This window comes from Nocardiopsis sp. NPDC058789 (assembly GCF_042745575.1).
GTDB classification, from domain to species: Bacteria; Actinomycetota; Actinomycetes; order Streptosporangiales; family Streptosporangiaceae; genus Nocardiopsis; species Nocardiopsis eucommiae.
In genome coordinates, this window is the sequence record NZ_JBHYOW010000003.1 from 321,740 (window position 1) to 338,301 (window position 16,562).

A 16,562-nucleotide genomic window follows, 5' to 3' on the forward strand; every position below is an offset into this window, starting at 1 on the left:
TCACAGCCAGTCGTTGCGACGGAACAGGAAGTAGAGGAGCAGTGACGAGAGGAACATGAACGCCAGGACGAGCGGCCAGTTGAACACCCAGTGGAAGCCGGGTTGGGGCGCGATGTTCATGCCGAAGACCGACGCGATCAGCGTGGGGACGACCAGGATGCCGCCCCAGGACGACACCTTCTTCATGGCCTCGTTCTGGGCCCGGTCGACCAGGTTGCTCTCCACGGTCATGATGTTGCTCAACAGCTGGCGGAACCCCTCGACGTGGTCCCGGGCGGCCGCCACGTGGTCGGCCACGTCGCGGAGGTGTTCGCGCAGCTCGCCCCTGTGGTGCTGGCCCGGCCGGGGCATGTTGGGTCCGAACCGCTCGGGTCTGTCGAGGGGTTCCATGATCTCGGCCAGGACCTGGCCGAGCGGATCGACGGCCCGTTGCAGCAGGATGATCTGCCGGGCCAGCCGGTAGGTGCGCTGGGAGGCGTTCCTGGCCCCCGCGAAGACGGCGGTCTCCACCTCGTCGATGTCCTCCTGGAGCGCGGCGACGACCGGCGCGTAGTCGTCCACGACCCGGTCCAGGACGGCGTAGATGACCCCGAGGGCGCCGTGGCCCATCATGTGGGGGTTGGACTCCAGCCGGGAACGGATCTGCTCGAAGTCCACCGAGGGGTCGTGGCGGACGGTGATGACCACGTCGCGGGTGCCGAAGACGTGCACCTCCCCCACCTTGATCGTCTCCAGGCGCTCGTCGTAGGTGGCGGGGCGGAGCACCAGGAAGAACACGTCGCCGTAGGTCTCTGCCTTGGGCCTCTGGTGGGCGACGATCGCGTCCTCCACGGCCAGCCGGGGCAGGTCGAACTCCCGGGCGGCCTCCAGGAGCTGGTCCCGGTTGGGTTCGGTGAGGCTGACCCAGGCCCCCAGTGTGGGGTCGGCGCGCACCGCCGCGTGCGCCTCCGCGAGGGTGGCCGCCTCCTGCTGGCGCTCGCCGGAGCGGTACAGGATGATCCGGCACTCACCGGGGGGCGCGTCGGCGGGGAGCGCCGCCTCCTCCCGGCCCAGCGCCATGGTGCGTTCGGGCGCGGATTCGGTCATGGTCTGCCCTTCCCTGGCTGGCCTGACCTGCCCGATCCTGACGCGGAGGGCGCGGGAGGGCGTTCCGACACGCCGGAGCGCGGTCGGACGACCCCGGGGTCAGTCGCGCAGCCCGGAGGCCCGGATGGTGATGTTGAGCCGACCGTTCAGCCCGAGGGCGGGGTCCGCGGTGCCCGGTCGGGTGCGGGGGACCCCGTGGTAGGCCAGTCGGGAGGGGCCGCCGAAGACGAACAGGTCGCCGCTGCGGAGTTCGACGTCGGTGTAGGGGCGGGTGCGGGTCTCGGTGTTGCCGAACCGGAAGACACAGGAGTCGCCGAGGCTGAGCGAGACCACGGGGGCCGGCGACCGTTCGTCGCGGTCCTGGTGCATACCCATGCGCGCGTCGGCGTCGTAGAAGTTGACGAGGGCGACGTCGTAGGGGTCGCCTTCGTACGGGGCCTCGTAGGCGGCCTCGACGGCGCGCCTGGCCAGGTCTCCGAGCAGGTCGGGGAAGGGCTGGACCGGGGTGCCGTCGGGCAGGGTCCGGGAGTAGGAGTACGGAGCCCACTGCCAGCCGAGCGAGGTCATGGACACGCTCATGACCCCGCCGCGCGGCATGGGGTGGCGGCGGGTCCCGGCCGGTCCGCTGGCCCACTCCCGGCACCTGCGGACCAGGTCGGCCTGGGTGTCCGGGGTGAGCCAGCCGGGCAGGTGGACCGCTCCCGGTGCTACGGGGACGGTCGGTGGTCCGAACAGCGCGTCGTCCATGGGTCCATCATGCACGGACGCCCGCGCTCCCGCCCGTGACCGGGCCCGGCGGGGTCGGCACCGCCGGGGCCCGGGACCGAAAGGGGTCAGCGGCGCATGAGGTCGCGGATGTTGACCACGAGCAGGACGATCACGATGAGGACGATGGGCACGGTGATGGCGATACGCCAGTCCGCGATGAAGGCGGCCACCACCCCGACGACGAGGCCGATCACCAGCGCCGCGATCGCGATCCCCGTGAGGTACTGGACGAACTTGCGACGGGCCACGGAGTCGATCGCGGCGAACGCCAGAACCACGCCGAGCATGGCCCAGAGCGTCATCTGCCCGTGGAGCAGGAACAGCGTCAGCGCCAGCGAGATGAGCAGGAGGGGCGTGCTCAACGCGACCCACAGGTGCAGGAAGCGGTTGGCGCGCTGCTCACCCGAGGCGTAGGGCATGTGGGGCGCCTTGAGGTGACCGGTCGGTGACGGCACCAGCGGGGTGTCGCTCTCCAGGGAGCGCAGGAGGGTGTCGCGTTCGTCCGCGAGCAGGGCCCGCTTCTCGTAGATCTCCGCGAGCTCCTTCTCCAGTCCCTCGATCCGCTGGGCGTACTCGCGGGCACGCGGACGGGAGGCGGCCTCCCTCTCGAGGGCCATGCGGGCCGAGTCGAGCTGGCGGAGGCGGTCGCGGCGGCTGACGACGTCGCCGTCCAGGCCCCGCAGGCGCGTCTCCAGGCCGCGCACGTGGGAGCGGAGCTCGGCGCGGGCGGCGCTCTCCGTGGGCGCGACCTTCTGGAGCCCGACCCACGCCAGCGGATCGGCCCAGGAGCGGCGGATGGTGCCGTCGCGCTCGTACCGGGGACCGCTGGGGGCGCGCTCGCCCTCGAAGAAGTCGCGGGTGTCGCGTCCCCACAGGCCACGGAAACCGTGCACCCAGGGGGTGTCCTCGTCGATCAGGACGGCGTTCCACTCGCGGTCGCCGCCGGGGCCGAGACGTTCTCCGTCGCCGCGCGCGTAGTCGACGAAGGGAACACCGATCCCGTGCCGGTTGATGGCGGCGTCGGCGCGGAACAGCCGCTGAGTGAACCTGCGCCACCCGCTCACGAGTCCGCGAAGGAACGCGGGGTCCACCTGGATGAGGTAGTCGCCGGGGAGCATCTGGTGGGAGTGCGAGCCCGCGCCGACGTAGATGAGGGGGTGGACGCCGTCCCGGTGCAGGTCGGGGTCGGCCCAGGAGCGGCGCAGGTCGTCGCCGTGGTACTCGTGCGAGGAGGCGCCGACCCACACCGGCCGGGTGGTGCCGTCGGGGTTCTCCACCACGTAGACGGTGACGCGCTCCCAGTCGGCCTCGTGGTCGTTGACCCCGCCGTAGATCGTGCGCCAGTCGTTCATGGCGTAGAAGAACCAGTACTGGAGGACGATGTAGCCGCCCTCGCGGGTGACGCGGCCGTAGTAGGTCGCGCCGCCGTTGTCCACGCGCTCGCGGTAGCGGGTGACGGCGGCGAAGGTGACACCGCCGGGGACGGCGCCCCGGATGAGGAGGGAGAGCTTCATCAGGATGTCGAGGACGCGGCCGAGCACGCCCACGGCGGCCAGGCGCCCGCTCTTGGGGATGACCGAGCGGGCGATGCCCTTGAACCGCCGGGCCTCCTCACGCAGTGTCTCCTCCTGGACGAAGCGGAGGTGCTTGTGGCGGCCCGGCCACTCCTCCTCGGCCTGGGAGAGCCGGTCGAGGGTGAGTTCGCCCGCGGGGACGATGACGCTCTCGCGTCCGCCGGGCTCCTCGATCCAGAGACTGCAGCTGCGTACGTAGGCGTCCACGTCGGTGGGGAAGAAGAGTTCCCCCTTGGTGCACATGAGCACTGGTTCGTGGGCGCGCAGGAGTTCGAGGTCAGATTTGGCCGCCATGATTCGGACCAAGTTAGTGCATGGGGAGAGGGCCGCGCGCACTGAGGCGCGGTGCGGCGGAGTGGCGCGTGTCATGCCGCCGCCCGGCCCCGGAGAGGGGTGCGGCGACCTCTTCCGGGGCGGGCTCCCGTGGTGGCGTGCCGAGCCCCGTGCCGGAGACCGCGCGGGGCGGTCACTGACCGAGGGCGCGTACCCGTCGCGGCTCCAGGGCGTCCGGGAGGTGCCCCACGACCACCTCGGGAGGTACGAAGCGGTCCCCCGCCGCGCCGCGTCCGCCCTCCTGGGGGCACGCGGTGGGGGACCGGGTTCAGGCGGCCCGTTGGGGCTCGCGGTCCTGCGGGGCGTCGGCCGGGGCCGTGAGGTCCCGCACCTCCACCGGGATCTCCGGAAGCGGATTCCCCTCGTGCTGCGCGCTGGCGGTGGCCAGGGAGTCCGGCGGGAGCTCCCCTCCGGCGGTCGGAGCGCCCTCGGACCCCCGGGTGCGGGCGCGACGTCTCCGTACGGTCTCCCTCTGAGGCACGGCGGGCCTGGACCCCCGGTCCCCCCTGGCGGCACCCACCCCCGCGACCACCACCAGGGCCATGCCCACCAGCTGCACGGCCACCGGCGCCTGGCCGATGACGACCATACCCATCACCAGCGCCACGGCGGGTTCCAGGCTGGAGAAGGTGCTGTACCCGGTCCGGCTCATCCGCTGGAGGGCGATCATCTCCAGCAGGAACGGCACCATCGGGAAGAGCAGCGCGATGAGCAGGGTGAACATCACCAGTTCGAGATCGGGCGCGGCGACGGCCGCCGGAGCGCCCAGCGGCGCGGTGACCAGCGCGCCCACGGTCATCGCCAGGGCGAGACCGTGCACGGCCCCGAACCCGGCCCCGACGCGCTGGGTGAGCACGATGTAGCCGACCACGCAGACCGCACCGGCCAGCGCGAAGCCGATCCCCGCGAGGTCGAGTTCGCTCTGCCAGGGACGGGTCAGGCAGACCACGCCCACGACCGCGGCGACGATCCACACGAGCTCCCGACGGCGACGCATGGCCGCGACGGCGACCACGAGGGTGCCGAGGAACTCGATGGAGGTGGCGGTGCCGAGCTCGATCCGCGCCGTCGCCTCGGAGTAGAACAGCATCATCCCCGCGCTCGCTGTGCCCAGGATCACCACCGCGCCCAGCTCACGCGGGGTCGCGGCGCGCACGGCACGCCACAGGGAGGGGCCACCGATCGCCAGGAGGAGGAGCGCCGCCCACGTCAGCCGGAGCCAGGTGACCGTCGCCGGGCTCGCCTGGTCGAAGGCGGTCACGGCCAGGGCGCTGCCCGTGTGCAGCGTGAACATGGCGACGAGCAGCATGAACGGCGCCGGGACCTGAATCCGGGCACGGCGGGGCGAGGAGAGGAAGGAGCGGATCACCCGACCATTGGACCCATGTCGTTCGTTTCTGTCCACGGACTGATGGTTGATGAACCGTGTAGTTTTGGTTGATGGATTTCACCCGACTTCGACTGCTCGTCGAACTGGAGCGACTCGGGACCATGGCTGCCGTGTCCGAGGTCACAGGCATGAGCACGTCGGCCGTCTCGAAACACTTCGCCGTCCTGGAGAAGGAGGCGGGGGTCCCCCTCCTCGTCCCGGACGGACGGCGGGTGCGGCTCACGCCGGCCGGGCGCAGGCTCGCGGAGCACGCCGTGGACATCCTGGCCCGAGTGGAGGCGGCCCAGGCGGAGTTCGACGGCGACACCGACCCCGTCGGCCGCGTCGACCTGGTGATGTACACGTCGGCGGCGCCGATCGTGCTCCCGGCCCTCCGCCGTCTGCGGCGCGACCACCCCGGGATCGACATCCGCCTGACCGAGTACGAGTCGGACCAGGCGCTGGACCTCCTCCAGGACGGAGGAGCGGATCTGGGGGTGGTGTACCAGTACAGTCTTCTCCCCCGGGAATTCCCGGGCACGCTCACGGTGTATCCGGTGGGAACGGAGGCGCTCCTGCTCTCCCAGCCGTCCCAGGGGGCGGACAGCCGCACGCTGACCCGGCGCCGCCTGCGCGAGCTCTCCGACGCCTCGTGGATCGCCAGCCCCTTCCGTGGCGACGAGGAGGCCCTGCTGCAACGGATGTGCGCCGACGCCGGGTTCACCCCGAGGATCAGGCACCGTGTGGACACCCTGGAGCTGTTCGAGGAGCTGGTGGCCACCGGGGTGGGCGTGGGCGTGGTACCCCGGCTCTCGACCTCCACCCGGCGCGGGGTCGCGCACGCTCCCCTGGGTGAGCTGGGGGGATTCCGTCAGGTGTTCCTGGCCGGGCGCACCGGCGGTTGGGCGTGGCGACCGATCCGTGTGGTCGCCTCCTACCTGCGCCAGGCCGCGGAGGACGTGCTCGACGAGGTCCCGTCGCTCCCGTTCTGAGCCCCGGCCACGCGAGGGTCCGGCCGGGAACCGGACGACGCGGCCCGCCTCCTGGGTCAGCCCGCGATGGCGAAGGGCCCCACTGAGGGGACCGGGACCTTGCTGGCGGCCTCGCGGACGGCGGTGAGCAGCGGCTCGGGGGTGGACCCGGCCCGGGACAGGACGACGATGTGGCGGCGCGCGGTCTCGCGCACCCCGCGTACGACGATCTGCGGGTGGTTGAGTCCCGTCCACGCGAGCCTCGGCATGAGGGCGACCCCGAGGCCCGCCTGCACCATGGAGAAGACGGCGCTGAAGTCGTCGACGGTGTGCACGACCCGGGGCTGGAAACCGGCCTGGTTCGCGGCGGCGGTCACGCAGGAGTTCCACGCCGTTCCCGGCCCGGACATGATCCAGTCCTCGTCGGCCAGGTCCTCGGCCAGGTGCAGGCTGGTCCGGGTGGCCAGGGGGTGCTGGTAGGGCAGGATCGCGTCGAAGAGCTCGACCATGACCGGGTCGCTCCGGAAGTCCGGGTCACCCGCGGCGGGCAGGTGGCTGGTGGACATCGTGACGGCCACGTCCAGGCGCCCGGAGCGCACCATCTCGGCGCTCTCCTCCGGTTCGGCCTGCACGACCTCGAAGGTCCAGCCGGGGTGGCTGGTGCGCAGGCGGGCCAGGGCCGGGGCGACGAGGTCGCTGATACCGGTGGAGAACGAGCCGACCCGCACGACGCCCCGGTCGCCGTCGGTGTACTCGGCGAGGTCGGCGGCGGCGCGTTCCATCTCCGCGAAGATCACGTGCGCGCGCTTGAGCAGGACCCGGGCGGCGCCGGTGAGCAGGAAGCGGCGCCCCTGACGTTCGACGAGGGGGACCCCGGCCTCCTTGGCCAGGGCGGCGAGCTGCTGGGAGACCGCCGACGGCGTGACGTTGAGGGCCTCCGCGGTGGCGGCCACCGTGCGGTGGTGGTCAAGGGCCTGAAGGAGCTGCAACCGCCGAACGTCGATCATGCGTCCCAATTTAGGACAGAACGAACAGGTTTCGATGGTGTTCCGGTCTGATGAACCAGTGTTTCGTGGTGATTCCTTACACATCGTCCACCGGTGCGCCCGCCTCCGACAGCGAGAGCCCAAGAGGAAAGATTTGGCATTTTTTCTCGACAGAGACGTCGCGCTCCCTTTTTCCTCGTGTCACCCCTGTTCCGGTTGATACCGGCACGTACAGTCAGACCCACAGCTCAACCATGGAGTCGTAGAGCGCGACTCCCGGGGGACCGCACCCCATGCTGCTGGAACGGGTGGGAAGAACATGCAAACTTCGCTGATGACCAAACCTGGCTCGACGAACGTCGGCGTTCTCGGCTTCCGCTACCTCGGCGCCCACGAGGTGGAGGAGCTCGCGGACCTGTGGGGCGCCCTGCACCAGCAGCACACGATGACCGCCCCGCACCTTGAGGACATCATCAGCTCGGTGGGCCTGGACGAGTCCTGGCGCCGCCGCCGCGCCCAGTACCTGGACTGGCTCCGCGATCCCGACACCATGGCGATCCTCGCGGAGCACGGCGGAGACCCGGCCGGGTACGCGATGGTCACCGTCCGCGAGAGCGCGCAGGGCAGCTGGGACCGTGGCGAGCGCGTCGCCGTCGTGCAGACGTTCGCGGTCGACCCCGACTACACGGGCACCGGCGTGGGTTCCAAGCTCCTGGAGGAGGTCCGCCGCCAGCTCGCCTCCACGGGCATCCGCGACATCGAGTTCTCCGCGCTGGCCACCGCTTCCGAGGACATCAGCTTCCTGGAGCAGGAGGGCTTCCGCCCCTTCGTCACCACGATGGTCTGCCGCGTGGACGGTTTCGGCGCCCACGACTAGGCCTCCCCCCTCCCTCCCAGGCGGGAGGGTCCGCGGTGACGGCCCCACGAACCAGCCCCCGCGCGGTCATACCCACGTCCCGCGCGGGGGCTTCTCCGCGTCCGGGCCCGGGCCGGGTCCGGGCCTCCGTCCGGCGACACCCCGCGACACACCCCGGCGCGGGCGGGCGACGAAGCGCTACGCTCGGGCCCGTGGCCTCCTCCGACTCCAGCACCTGCATCTTCCCCGGCTGTACCCGCCCGGTTCCCCGGGGGTCCTCCCCCGGACGCCCTCCGCAGTACTGCGACCTGCCCGAACACACGCGTTGGCGGGCTTGGAAGGAACGGCAGCGACTGGCCCAGGAGGCCGAGAACGCCGAGGAGGCGGCCCGCGCAGAACCGGCCGAGAAGTCGGCGGCCACGGCCCCCGCCCAGGGCGCCGAGCCCGTCACCGCCGCCCGGCTGCGCGCGGACGACCTCCTCACGAGGTTCGCGGTCCAGGCCGAACAGCTCAGCGCCACCCTCGACTCCGCGACCGAGGCCTTCGCGACGATGTCCGACCCGGCCGCCGCCGAGGCGCAGGTGGAGGCGGCCCGGCTGGCCGCCGCCCGGCAGGTGTCGGAGGCCGACTCCGCCCGGTTGGAGGCGGAGAACCGCCGCAGGGAGGCCGAGGCCGCCCGCCGCTCGGCGGAGGAGACGACCGCCGCCGCGGTGACCGCCACCCAGGACGCCGAGCGCATGGCCGAGGAGGCCCTGCACCGCAGGGACACCGCCGAGGCCGAACGTGAACGCCAGGCGGAGCTGGCCCGTACCGCCGTCGCCGAACGCGACGCCGCCGTGGCCGAGGCCAACGCCGGGCTGGCGGCCGCCGAGCGCAGGATCACCGAGACCGCCGAACGCGCGCAGACCGAGCTCCTGCAGGAGCGGGCCGTGTCGGCCGAGCGTCTGGAGCGGGTCCTGGAGGAGTCCGAGCGTCTGCGCGCCGACCTGGCCGAGCAGTCCCGCCGCCGGGACGAGGCCGAGTTGGCCGAGCGCGGCGCCCTGGCCCGCGCCGAACACGCGGAGGAACAGGCGGCGCGGAACGCGAGCACCCTGGAGACCGAGCGTGCCCGGTTGGGCACCGAACTGGAGCGCGCCCACCAGAGGCTGGAGTCCGACCGGGCGGCGGCCGAGGCCGAGCGCGGCCGTCTCACAGCCGAGCTGGAGCGCCTGACCAGCGACCTGGACACCCAGCGCCGCAACGCCGAACTCACCCTCACCGAGGCCAGGGAGGCGGCCTCCGCGCGTCTGTCCGTGGCGGAGGAGGCGCGCGACCACGCTCTGGAGCGTGCCGAGCGGGCGGAGAGCGAGCTCGAAGGCGCGAAGGAGGCCGCGGCTCAGAGTGCCTGATAGGGCACATCTGCGGCCTACGTGCCCTTTCGTCACGGTATTTCGGCTTAGGATGGCCACGTGCGAGATCTGGGAACCACTGGCGAGACCGGCCCGCTGAACCTCGGCGGAGACGAGTCCGCCAAGGCCCCGGAGCGTGTCACGGTGGGTGAGCGACCGCGACCGCGCGTCGACCTCAGGGCGATCTTCGGCCTGGAGTCCGGCCCCTGGGCCTGGACCACCGCGCTCCAGGCGACCGTCGCGATGACCGTCTCCTTCGCCCTGGCCTCGCTGATCTTCGGCCCCCAGATCGGCACGCTCGCCGCCTTGGGCTCCATGACCGTCCTCTACGAGAAGAAGACCCCCTACGCGTACCGCGCCGCCGCCCTGGCCCTGGTGGGTCTGGGGTTCGTCGCGGCGGTGACCGTGAACTCCCTGGCCGCCTCACTCTCCCCGTGGGCGGCGGTGGCCTCCATCGGACTGACCGCCGGTATCGCCACCTGGGTGTGCGCCGCCTGGCGGGTGGACAAGCCCGGGACGATGTTCTTCGTGCTGGTCGCCACCATCTCCACCATCGCCCCCGGCGGCCTGGCCGAGGTTCCCCTGCACGCGCTGGTCGCCGCCCTGGGCGCGGCGGTGGGCTGGACCGTGTCGATGTCCGGAGCCCCGCTGCGGGCCCGCCACCCCGAGTACAAGGCGGTGGCCGCGGCCTACCGGGAGCTGGCCACCCTGCTGCGGGCGGTGGGCACCGCAGACCTCGACCACGCCCAGCACGCGGCGTCGGTGGCGCTCGCGGAGGCCTGGCGGATCGTGCTGCTCGGCCAGACGCGCGGCTACCGCACCACGGCCGAGGCCGCGCGCCTGCGGGCGCTGCTGCGCTGGGTCTCCGACATCCACCTGGCCGCGACCCAGGTCTGCATGGCCCGGCCCACCGCGCTGCCCGAACGGGCCGCGGACTTCGCGGACCAGATGGCCCTGGCCGTCGCGGACCCGGCCAGCGCCCCCGATCCGGACTCGCTGGACGACCTTCGCCGGGGCATGCGCCCGCGCTCGCTGGAGGCGCGCCTGTACAATCTGCTGTCGCGCGCGGCCCAGTCCGCGCGACGCGGTTCGGACGAGGAGGAGGACGACAAGCGCACCGCGGACCTCCACGACGACCGCTACCCGGCGCTGTGGAGCTCGCTGCGCTCCAGCCTGAGCGGCGACTCGCTGATCCGCCCGACCGCGCTGCGCATGTGGCTGACGGTGACCCTCGCGGGCGCGTTCGGGCTCTCGATGGGCCTGGACCACTACTACTGGGTGGCCCTGACCACCACGGCGGTCCTCCAGGGCGGCAACGTGGTGCTGACCATGAACCGGTCGGTGCAGCGCTCGCTGGGCACGCTGCTCGGTGTGCTGGGCGGCGTCGCGCTGCTCACCCTCGACCTGCCCCTCGTCGCGGTGATCGTCCTGGCCGGGCTGTTCCAGGGCGCCACCCAGCTGGTGGTGGGACGCAACTTCTTCTACGGGTCGGTGCTGCTGACCCCGATGGCGCTGATGCTGTCGTACACCGCCAACCCCTACCCGGTGGCCGAGCTCGCGGGCTCCAGGATCATCGACACCCTGGTGGGATCGGCCTTCGGCATGGCGGGCTCACTGCTGCTGTGGCGGCGGGCCTCCGCCACCCGGCTGCCGCAGGCGATCGCGAACGTCCTGGAGAGCACCCGCCAGTGCATGATGGCGGTGCTGGACCAGGACGTGGAGATCACCGAGGAGCGCCGCTACCGTCTGCGCCGTGACATGCGGGCCGCGCTGGTCAGCCTGCGCGGTGTCTACGACAGCGCGATCGGCGACGTCCCCCGGGCCGCCTCCACGCGTCCGCTGTGGCCGGTGGTGGTGGCCACCCAGCGGATCGGCTACCTGGCCCTGGCCGCACTGTCGCAGGACCGCAGCCCCGACCCCGCGGGGGCCATCACCCTCCAGCGGGTGGACCTGGCCTTCCACGAGCTCATCTCCGCGATGGAGGAGCGCCGCACCCCGAGGCTGGGCGCCCTGCCGCGCCTGCCCGCCTACCCGAGGATCAACATGGAGCTGCGGGCGCTGGCCAACTCCATGACCAGCGCCGTCGCCCAGGACGAGCGCTCCGCCCAGCAGGAGGCCGAACGTCGGGCCCAGCGCGAGCGGCGCCGAGCCCAGAAGGACGTCGACGCCGACCTCTAGCCCGGCCCCGCGCGGTCGCCCTAGGGAGTGTTTTTCGGATGCTTTCGCCGGTGGCGGCGGAGCCGCCATCGATGCGAGCGGCAGCCAGGCCATCTCTCGCAAGACGATGAGCGAAGGTCAGCCCGGGTTTGGCTGTCCGAGCTTCATCGGCGCGGCGAGAGGCAGCCTGGCAACGCGAGCGCGGAATGATCCAAAAAACACGACCTAGGGGACCACGGCGAAGGCGCGCACCGGGAACGCCGCCACTCCCCGCACCTTGGCGGGGACCGCGTGGAACCGGAAGCCCTCCTCCGGCAGCTGGTCGAGGAGGCACAGGTGGGTGACGATCGGGACACCCGCCGCCAGCAGCGCGGCCTGGACGGGGCGGGAGCCCTCGGTGGAGGGCGCGGTGTCGTCGACGCTGACCGAGTCGACACCGACCAGGATGGCGCCCGACTCCACCAGGGCCTTGGCGGCGGTCTCGGTCAGGTGCGGATGGTCGAACGAACCGTAGGCCTCGGTGCGCCAGTGCCGGTCCCAGCCGGTACGGACCAGGACGGCCCGCCCGCGCAGGTCGAGCCCCGCGAAGGCCTCGGGACCGATCTGACGTCCCTCGGTGGCGGTGACCACCACTCCGGGGAGGTCCGCGACGCGCTCCAGGTCGAGGTCGGCGGGGTCGGCCCCGTCCCGGTAGCGGTGGGCGGGGATCTCGACGTGGGTGCCGGTGGCCCCCACCATGCTGACGCGGCCGCTGCTGTCTCCGTGGCCGGGGACGGCCCCCGCGACGGTGGTGCTCTCCTCGATCACCGGCCGCGGCAGGCCGGGACACGTGCTCATCCCGTGGGTGATCTGGTGGCTGACGTCGACCAGTTTCGCCATGGCTGTCTTCCTCGTTCGCGTCCGGAGGGGACCCCCGACCTGGATCAGAGGTCTAGACCATAAGCCTAGCGCGCGTGTCCCAGGTCACGGCAGTGGTCGGCGACACCGACTTCGACGAACCCGGCCCCGGCGGATCACCACGAACCCGGATAAGCTCTGGTGGCGCGGTCACGGGCGACCCACCCCCTCGTCCCCGCACACCGCGCTCCCACGCGAGTTCCGCGACCCACCGAGAAGGGGCTACCTGTGTCACCGTACGGAGCGGCCAAGGCCGTCGTCGCACCCGTCACCCGTGTGATGTGGCCCCAGAAGGTGGAGGGCGCGCACCTGGTCCCGGAGGACGGCCCGGTGATCCTGGCCGCCAACCACCTGTCGAACTTCGACCCCCTCTTCCTCGGCCTGGCCTGCCCCCGGCAGGTGCGGTTCATCGCGAAGAAGGAGCTCTTCGACGAGAGCACGTTCCTGCGGAGACTGCTCTCCCGCGCCCTCAGGGCGCTGGGGCCGGTCTCGGTGGACCGCCGCCCCGGACAGAGCTCCCAGGAGGCCATGAACAACAGCGTGGAGGTCATCAAGGGCGGCGAGGTTTTCGGCATCTTCCCCGAGGGCTCCCGCTCCCCCGACGGGCGCCTGTACAAGGGACAGACGGGTCTGGCCTGGCTGGCGTTGAGCACGGGGGCGCCCGTGGTCCCGGTCGCGCTCACCGGCACCGGGCACATCCTTCCCCCCGGCCGCAGGCTTCCGTCCTTCAACCGGGTGGGTGTGCGTTTCGGGGCGCCGGTGGACCTGTCACCCTGGGAGGGCCAGGCGGACAGGGCGAAGGCGCGCCGGGAGTCGACCGACGCGATCATGGGCGCGATCGCGAAGCTGTCCGGACAGGAGCGGATCTCCCGGTACGCTGCCTCAGTCAAGGCGGAGCTCGAACAGCAGTGACTTTCCCCACAGCCCCCACGGGGCTGAATCCCCCTTGACGAGGCGTTGACCCCAGACTGAGGGGCCCTTTCGGTGAGGCCACACACGGCCTCTCGCCTGGATCGCGGCCACGGGGTGGCGATCCGGAGCCTTTCCCCTCCCTGGCGGGGAGAGAAGAATTCCCTACCCTTATAGTAGGTTTTTCCGGTGGTGACATCGGATAGATTAGGCAAGCCTTACCTATGGCGTCCGACCCTGGCGCGAAGACTTGGAGCTGTGCGATGACGCGACCACTGCGAGTGGGAATCGTTGGTGCGGGCCCCGCGGGAATCTACGCCGCGGACCTGCTCACCAAGGACGAGACCCTGTCCTCGTGCGGCACGTCCGTCAGCATCGACATCCTCGACAAGCTGCCGTCCCCCTACGGCCTGGTCCGCTACGGCGTGGCCCCGGACCACCCCCGGATCAAGCAGATCCAGGGGGCCCTGCACAAGATCCTCGACAAGCCGGAGATCACCTTCTACGGCAACGTCGAGTACGGCGTGGACCTCAAGCTGGAGGACCTGCGCCGCCACTACGACGCGGTCGTCTTCGCCACCGGCAGCGACCGCGACCGTCCCCTGGACATCCCCGGCGTCGACCTGCCCGGCAGCCACGGCGCCGCCGACTTCGTCTTCTGGTACGACTCCCACCCGGACGTCGCCCCCTCCTGGCACGTCGACGGCACCAGCGTGGCCGTGATCGGCGCGGGCAACGTGGCCGTGGACGTCGCGCGCATCCTGGCCAAGGACGCCGACGACCTGCTGTCCACCGACATCACCGACAACGTGTACGAGGGTCTGCGCGCCAAGCAGATCACCGACGTGCACGTGTTCGCCCGCCGGGGCATCGCCCAGTGCAAGGCCACCCCGATGGAGCTGCGCGAGCTGGACAAGCAGCCCGGCGTCGAGGTCCTGGTGTACGCCGAGGACTTCGACATGGACGAGGGCAGCCTCCAGGCCTGCGAGGAGTCCAACCAGGTCAAGACCAACGTCAAGGTCCTCCAGAACTGGGCGATCCGGGACGAGCGCGGGGCCGAGCGCCGCCTGCACCTGCACTTCCTGCACTCGCCCGTGGAGATCCTCGGTGAGGACCGGGTCAGCGGTATCCGCACCGAGCGCATGGAGCTGACCGGAGACGGCAGCGTCAAGGGCACTGGCGAGTTCGTGGACACCGAGGTCCAGGCCGTCTACCGGGCCATCGGCTACCTGGGCTCGCCCCTGACCGACCTGCCCTTCGACGAGGACCGGGGGGTCGTCCCCAACTCCGGGGGCCGGGTCCTGGACCTGGACGAGAAGCACGTGGACGGCGTGTACGCCACCGGCTGGATCAAGCGCGGCCCGGTCGGCCTCATCGGCCACACCAAGGGCGACGCCCTGGAGACCGTGACCAACCTCGTGGCCGACCGCGAAGCCTTCACCCCCGCCGCCGAGCCCGACCCGGCGGCCTTCCGGTCCCTGCTCGCCGAGCGCGGTGTCGAGTACACCACCTGGGAGGGCTGGAAGCGCATCGAGGCCCGCGAGGAGGAGCTGGGCGCCGAGCGCGGCCGCAAGCGCCTCAAGCTGCTCAGCCGTGAGGAACAGACCAGCGTCGCACGCCAGGCGTAGCCGCGTGTGAGCTTCCCGGCCGGTCCCGTACCCCTTTGCGGGACCGGCCCTTCGTCTTTACCCGATCTTCGCCATGTGGCACCGTGAGATTGCGCATGGAGCTCTCCCCGGGTTCGTGGAACAACTCCTCGGGCGTATGGGTTAGAGTCACTGTTGGTCGGTGTGGTAGCAAGTGTCCCCCGGGCCTCAACTATTGCCTTCGCGGAATACCGTGTCCGGCACCCGCCCCTCGCGGGTGGGCTGATCGGACGGCCAGGAGCCCCGTTGTGCCCCGCGCCGAGAGGCGACCGCCATGCCGACCTCATCCTCGTGCCCCGCTCCCACCGAGGTGGGAGCGGGGCATCGTGGTATCTCCAGGAAAACGCAACGAAGGACGGTCAGGCGTGGACGAACGGTCCCCCCGGCAGCCGGATTCCTCCGGGCCGCCCGAGGATTCGAACGGTACGGAGGCGCGTCGGTCGCGCCCGGAGAACCCCTACCGCATCCCGGAACGGCCCTCGGCTCCCCGCCCCTCGGACACCGGGAACTTCGGGTTCGAACACCCGCGCCCGGTGGACCCGCCGGTGTCGCCGGTCTCCGAACCCGAGGAGTCGTGGAGCGCTGACGCCGGTCAGCACGGCGGCGGCGAGTCCGCGCCCGGCGACGGTCACGACGGGTCGGACGAACCCTGGGGCACCCCGTACCGGGGTGCGCCCCAGGGGTCCGAACGGGATTCCGTGCCCACCGCCGACGAGCCCCGCGAGCCGTGGGACACTCCCGGCACGCCCTCGTCCCCGAGCTGGGGTTCGTCGCCCGAATCCCGGGCGTCGTCGGAGAACTGGGACGCACCCGAGGCCTCCTCCGACAGCTGGGACGCACCTGCCCCGGCCTCCTCCCGGGACGGCTGGGACGCTCCCGCGTCCCCTCAGGTCACTTCGGAGAGCTGGTCCGGTTCGGCTGAGGAGCAGGAGCCGTGGGGTACCCCGGTCCCGCCCTCGAACGAGGACCCGGCGGACAGCTGGGGGTCGCCCCCGCCGCTCTCCGAGTCGAGCCGTGGATCCACCTCCGAGCCACCGGCGCCGCAGACCTCAGCCAACGGCTGGGACTCCCCCACGACCTCCACCGAAAGCTGGGAGTCGACCACCGACTCACAGGCCACGCGGAACGAGTGGAACGCCCCGTCCGGTCCACAGGCACCAGCCGACACCTGGGGAACCACCGCCCCCTCGACCGAAAGCTGGGGATCAGCCCCCGTCCCCCACGCCACGCGGAACGAGTGGAACGCCCCGTCCGGCCCACAGGCACCAGCCAACGGCTGGGACTCCCCCACGACCTCCACCGAAAGCTGGGAGTCGACCACCGACTCACAGGCCACGCGGAACGAGTGGAACACCTCCTCCGGCCCACAGGCACCAGCCGACACCTGGGGAACCACCGCCCCCTCGACCGAAAGCTGGGGAACCACCGCCCAGGCCTCCGAGCCCGGCTGGGGAACCACCCCCGAGCCGCAGCCCTCGACGGACGGCTGGGGCGCGCCCGCGGATGCGTCGTCTGCGCAGTACGGCTGGGACGCCTCGTCCGGGCCGCAGACGCCCTCGGACAGCTGGGGCACGCCGGTCCCGCCTCCGGGATCGCGCGAGGGCGCGCACGCCTCCGTTGAG

General features: G+C 71.8%; 13 protein-coding genes. 6 read left to right on the top strand and 7 right to left on the bottom strand.

Going from position 1 to position 16,562, the window contains the following annotated elements; genetic code table 11:
* From ACFW3L_RS05630 to ACFW3L_RS05645, 4 genes are all read right to left on the bottom strand, one after another.
* The gene (locus ACFW3L_RS05630) at positions 1 to 1,086 is read right to left on the bottom strand and encodes a magnesium and cobalt transport protein CorA (RefSeq protein ID WP_378736728.1); all 1,086 of its coding nucleotides are present in this window, start codon (positions 1,084 to 1,086) and stop codon (positions 1 to 3) included.
* Positions 1,087 to 1,185: 99 nt separating this feature from the next.
* Positions 1,186 to 1,833, bottom strand: coding sequence for an alpha-ketoglutarate-dependent dioxygenase AlkB family protein (locus ACFW3L_RS05635; RefSeq protein ID WP_378736730.1), 648 nt, complete (start codon positions 1,831 to 1,833; stop codon positions 1,186 to 1,188).
* An 86-nt stretch (positions 1,834 to 1,919) separates the two neighbouring features.
* Complete coding sequence (locus ACFW3L_RS05640; protein WP_378736732.1) at positions 1,920 to 3,722, bottom strand: hypothetical protein; 1,803 nt, start codon at positions 3,720 to 3,722, stop codon at positions 1,920 to 1,922.
* Between the two features lie 307 nt (positions 3,723 to 4,029).
* A complete protein-coding gene (locus ACFW3L_RS05645; protein ID WP_378736734.1) occupies positions 4,030 to 5,130 on the bottom strand; it encodes a DMT family transporter in 1,101 nt (366 codons plus the stop codon).
* A 71-nt stretch (positions 5,131 to 5,201) separates the two neighbouring features.
* On the opposite strand from ACFW3L_RS05645, the gene ACFW3L_RS05650 reads away from it, so the two are divergent.
* Positions 5,202 to 6,122 (top strand): LysR family transcriptional regulator, encoded by a 921-nt coding sequence (locus ACFW3L_RS05650; protein ID WP_378736736.1) that lies wholly within the window; start codon positions 5,202 to 5,204, stop codon positions 6,120 to 6,122.
* Between the two features lie 56 nt (positions 6,123 to 6,178).
* Here the strand turns inward: ACFW3L_RS05650 and ACFW3L_RS05655 are convergent, their stop codons facing one another.
* A complete protein-coding gene (locus ACFW3L_RS05655) occupies positions 6,179 to 7,108 on the bottom strand; it encodes a LysR family transcriptional regulator (protein WP_378736738.1) in 930 nt (309 codons plus the stop codon).
* A gap of 313 nt (positions 7,109 to 7,421) precedes the next feature.
* On the opposite strand from ACFW3L_RS05655, the gene ACFW3L_RS05660 reads away from it, so the two are divergent.
* The 3 genes from ACFW3L_RS05660 (at position 7,422) to ACFW3L_RS05670 (ending at position 11,509) form a co-directional block, all read left to right on the top strand.
* Entirely contained in the window at positions 7,422 to 7,964 is a 543-nt protein-coding gene (locus ACFW3L_RS05660) for a GNAT family N-acetyltransferase (protein ID WP_378736740.1), read from the top strand.
* A 191-nt stretch (positions 7,965 to 8,155) separates the two neighbouring features.
* Positions 8,156 to 9,331 carry a hypothetical protein gene (locus tag ACFW3L_RS05665; protein ID WP_378736742.1) on the top strand — a complete coding sequence of 392 codons (1,176 nt, stop codon included), beginning with the start codon at positions 8,156 to 8,158 and terminating at the stop codon, positions 9,329 to 9,331.
* A 96-nt stretch (positions 9,332 to 9,427) separates the two neighbouring features.
* Positions 9,428 to 11,509, top strand: coding sequence for an FUSC family protein (locus tag ACFW3L_RS05670; RefSeq protein WP_378736956.1), 2,082 nt, complete (start codon positions 9,428 to 9,430; stop codon positions 11,507 to 11,509).
* A 204-nt stretch (positions 11,510 to 11,713) separates the two neighbouring features.
* On the opposite strand, the gene ACFW3L_RS05675 is transcribed toward ACFW3L_RS05670, so the two are convergent.
* Positions 11,714 to 12,367, bottom strand: a complete 654-nt coding sequence (locus ACFW3L_RS05675) for a cyclase family protein (protein ID WP_378736744.1) — start codon at positions 12,365 to 12,367, stop codon at positions 11,714 to 11,716.
* Positions 12,368 to 12,613: 246 nt separating this feature from the next.
* Between ACFW3L_RS05675 and ACFW3L_RS05680 the strand changes: the two genes are divergently transcribed.
* On the top strand, positions 12,614 to 13,297 hold the full coding sequence (locus ACFW3L_RS05680) for a lysophospholipid acyltransferase family protein (RefSeq protein WP_378736746.1): 684 nt from the start codon (positions 12,614 to 12,616) through the stop codon (positions 13,295 to 13,297).
* 278 nt (positions 13,298 to 13,575) lie between these two features.
* Positions 13,576 to 14,922, top strand: coding sequence for an FAD-dependent oxidoreductase (locus ACFW3L_RS05685; RefSeq protein ID WP_378736958.1), 1,347 nt, complete (start codon positions 13,576 to 13,578; stop codon positions 14,920 to 14,922).
* 904 nt (positions 14,923 to 15,826) lie between these two features.
* On the opposite strand, the gene ACFW3L_RS05690 is transcribed toward ACFW3L_RS05685, so the two are convergent.
* Positions 15,827 to 16,513 carry a hypothetical protein gene (locus ACFW3L_RS05690; protein ID WP_378736748.1) on the bottom strand — a complete coding sequence of 229 codons (687 nt, stop codon included), beginning with the start codon at positions 16,511 to 16,513 and terminating at the stop codon, positions 15,827 to 15,829.
* Positions 16,514 to 16,562: the final 49 nt, after the last annotated feature.

Excerpts from the sequence above, each read along its gene's own strand:
- ACFW3L_RS05630 (WP_378736728.1), bottom strand. The coding sequence starts at position 1,086 with ATGACCGAATCCGCGCCCGAACGCACCATGGCGCTGGGCCGGGAGGAG.
- ACFW3L_RS05635 (WP_378736730.1), bottom strand. The coding sequence starts at position 1,833 with ATGGACGACGCGCTGTTCGGACCACCGACCGTCCCCGTAGCACCGGGA.
- ACFW3L_RS05640 (WP_378736732.1), bottom strand. The coding sequence starts at position 3,722 with ATGGCGGCCAAATCTGACCTCGAACTCCTGCGCGCCCACGAACCAGTG.
- ACFW3L_RS05650 (WP_378736736.1), top strand. The coding sequence starts at position 5,202 with ATGGATTTCACCCGACTTCGACTGCTCGTCGAACTGGAGCGACTCGGG.
- ACFW3L_RS05655 (WP_378736738.1), bottom strand. The coding sequence starts at position 7,108 with ATGATCGACGTTCGGCGGTTGCAGCTCCTTCAGGCCCTTGACCACCAC.
- ACFW3L_RS05660 (WP_378736740.1), top strand. The coding sequence starts at position 7,422 with ATGACCAAACCTGGCTCGACGAACGTCGGCGTTCTCGGCTTCCGCTAC.
- ACFW3L_RS05675 (WP_378736744.1), bottom strand. The coding sequence starts at position 12,367 with ATGGCGAAACTGGTCGACGTCAGCCACCAGATCACCCACGGGATGAGC.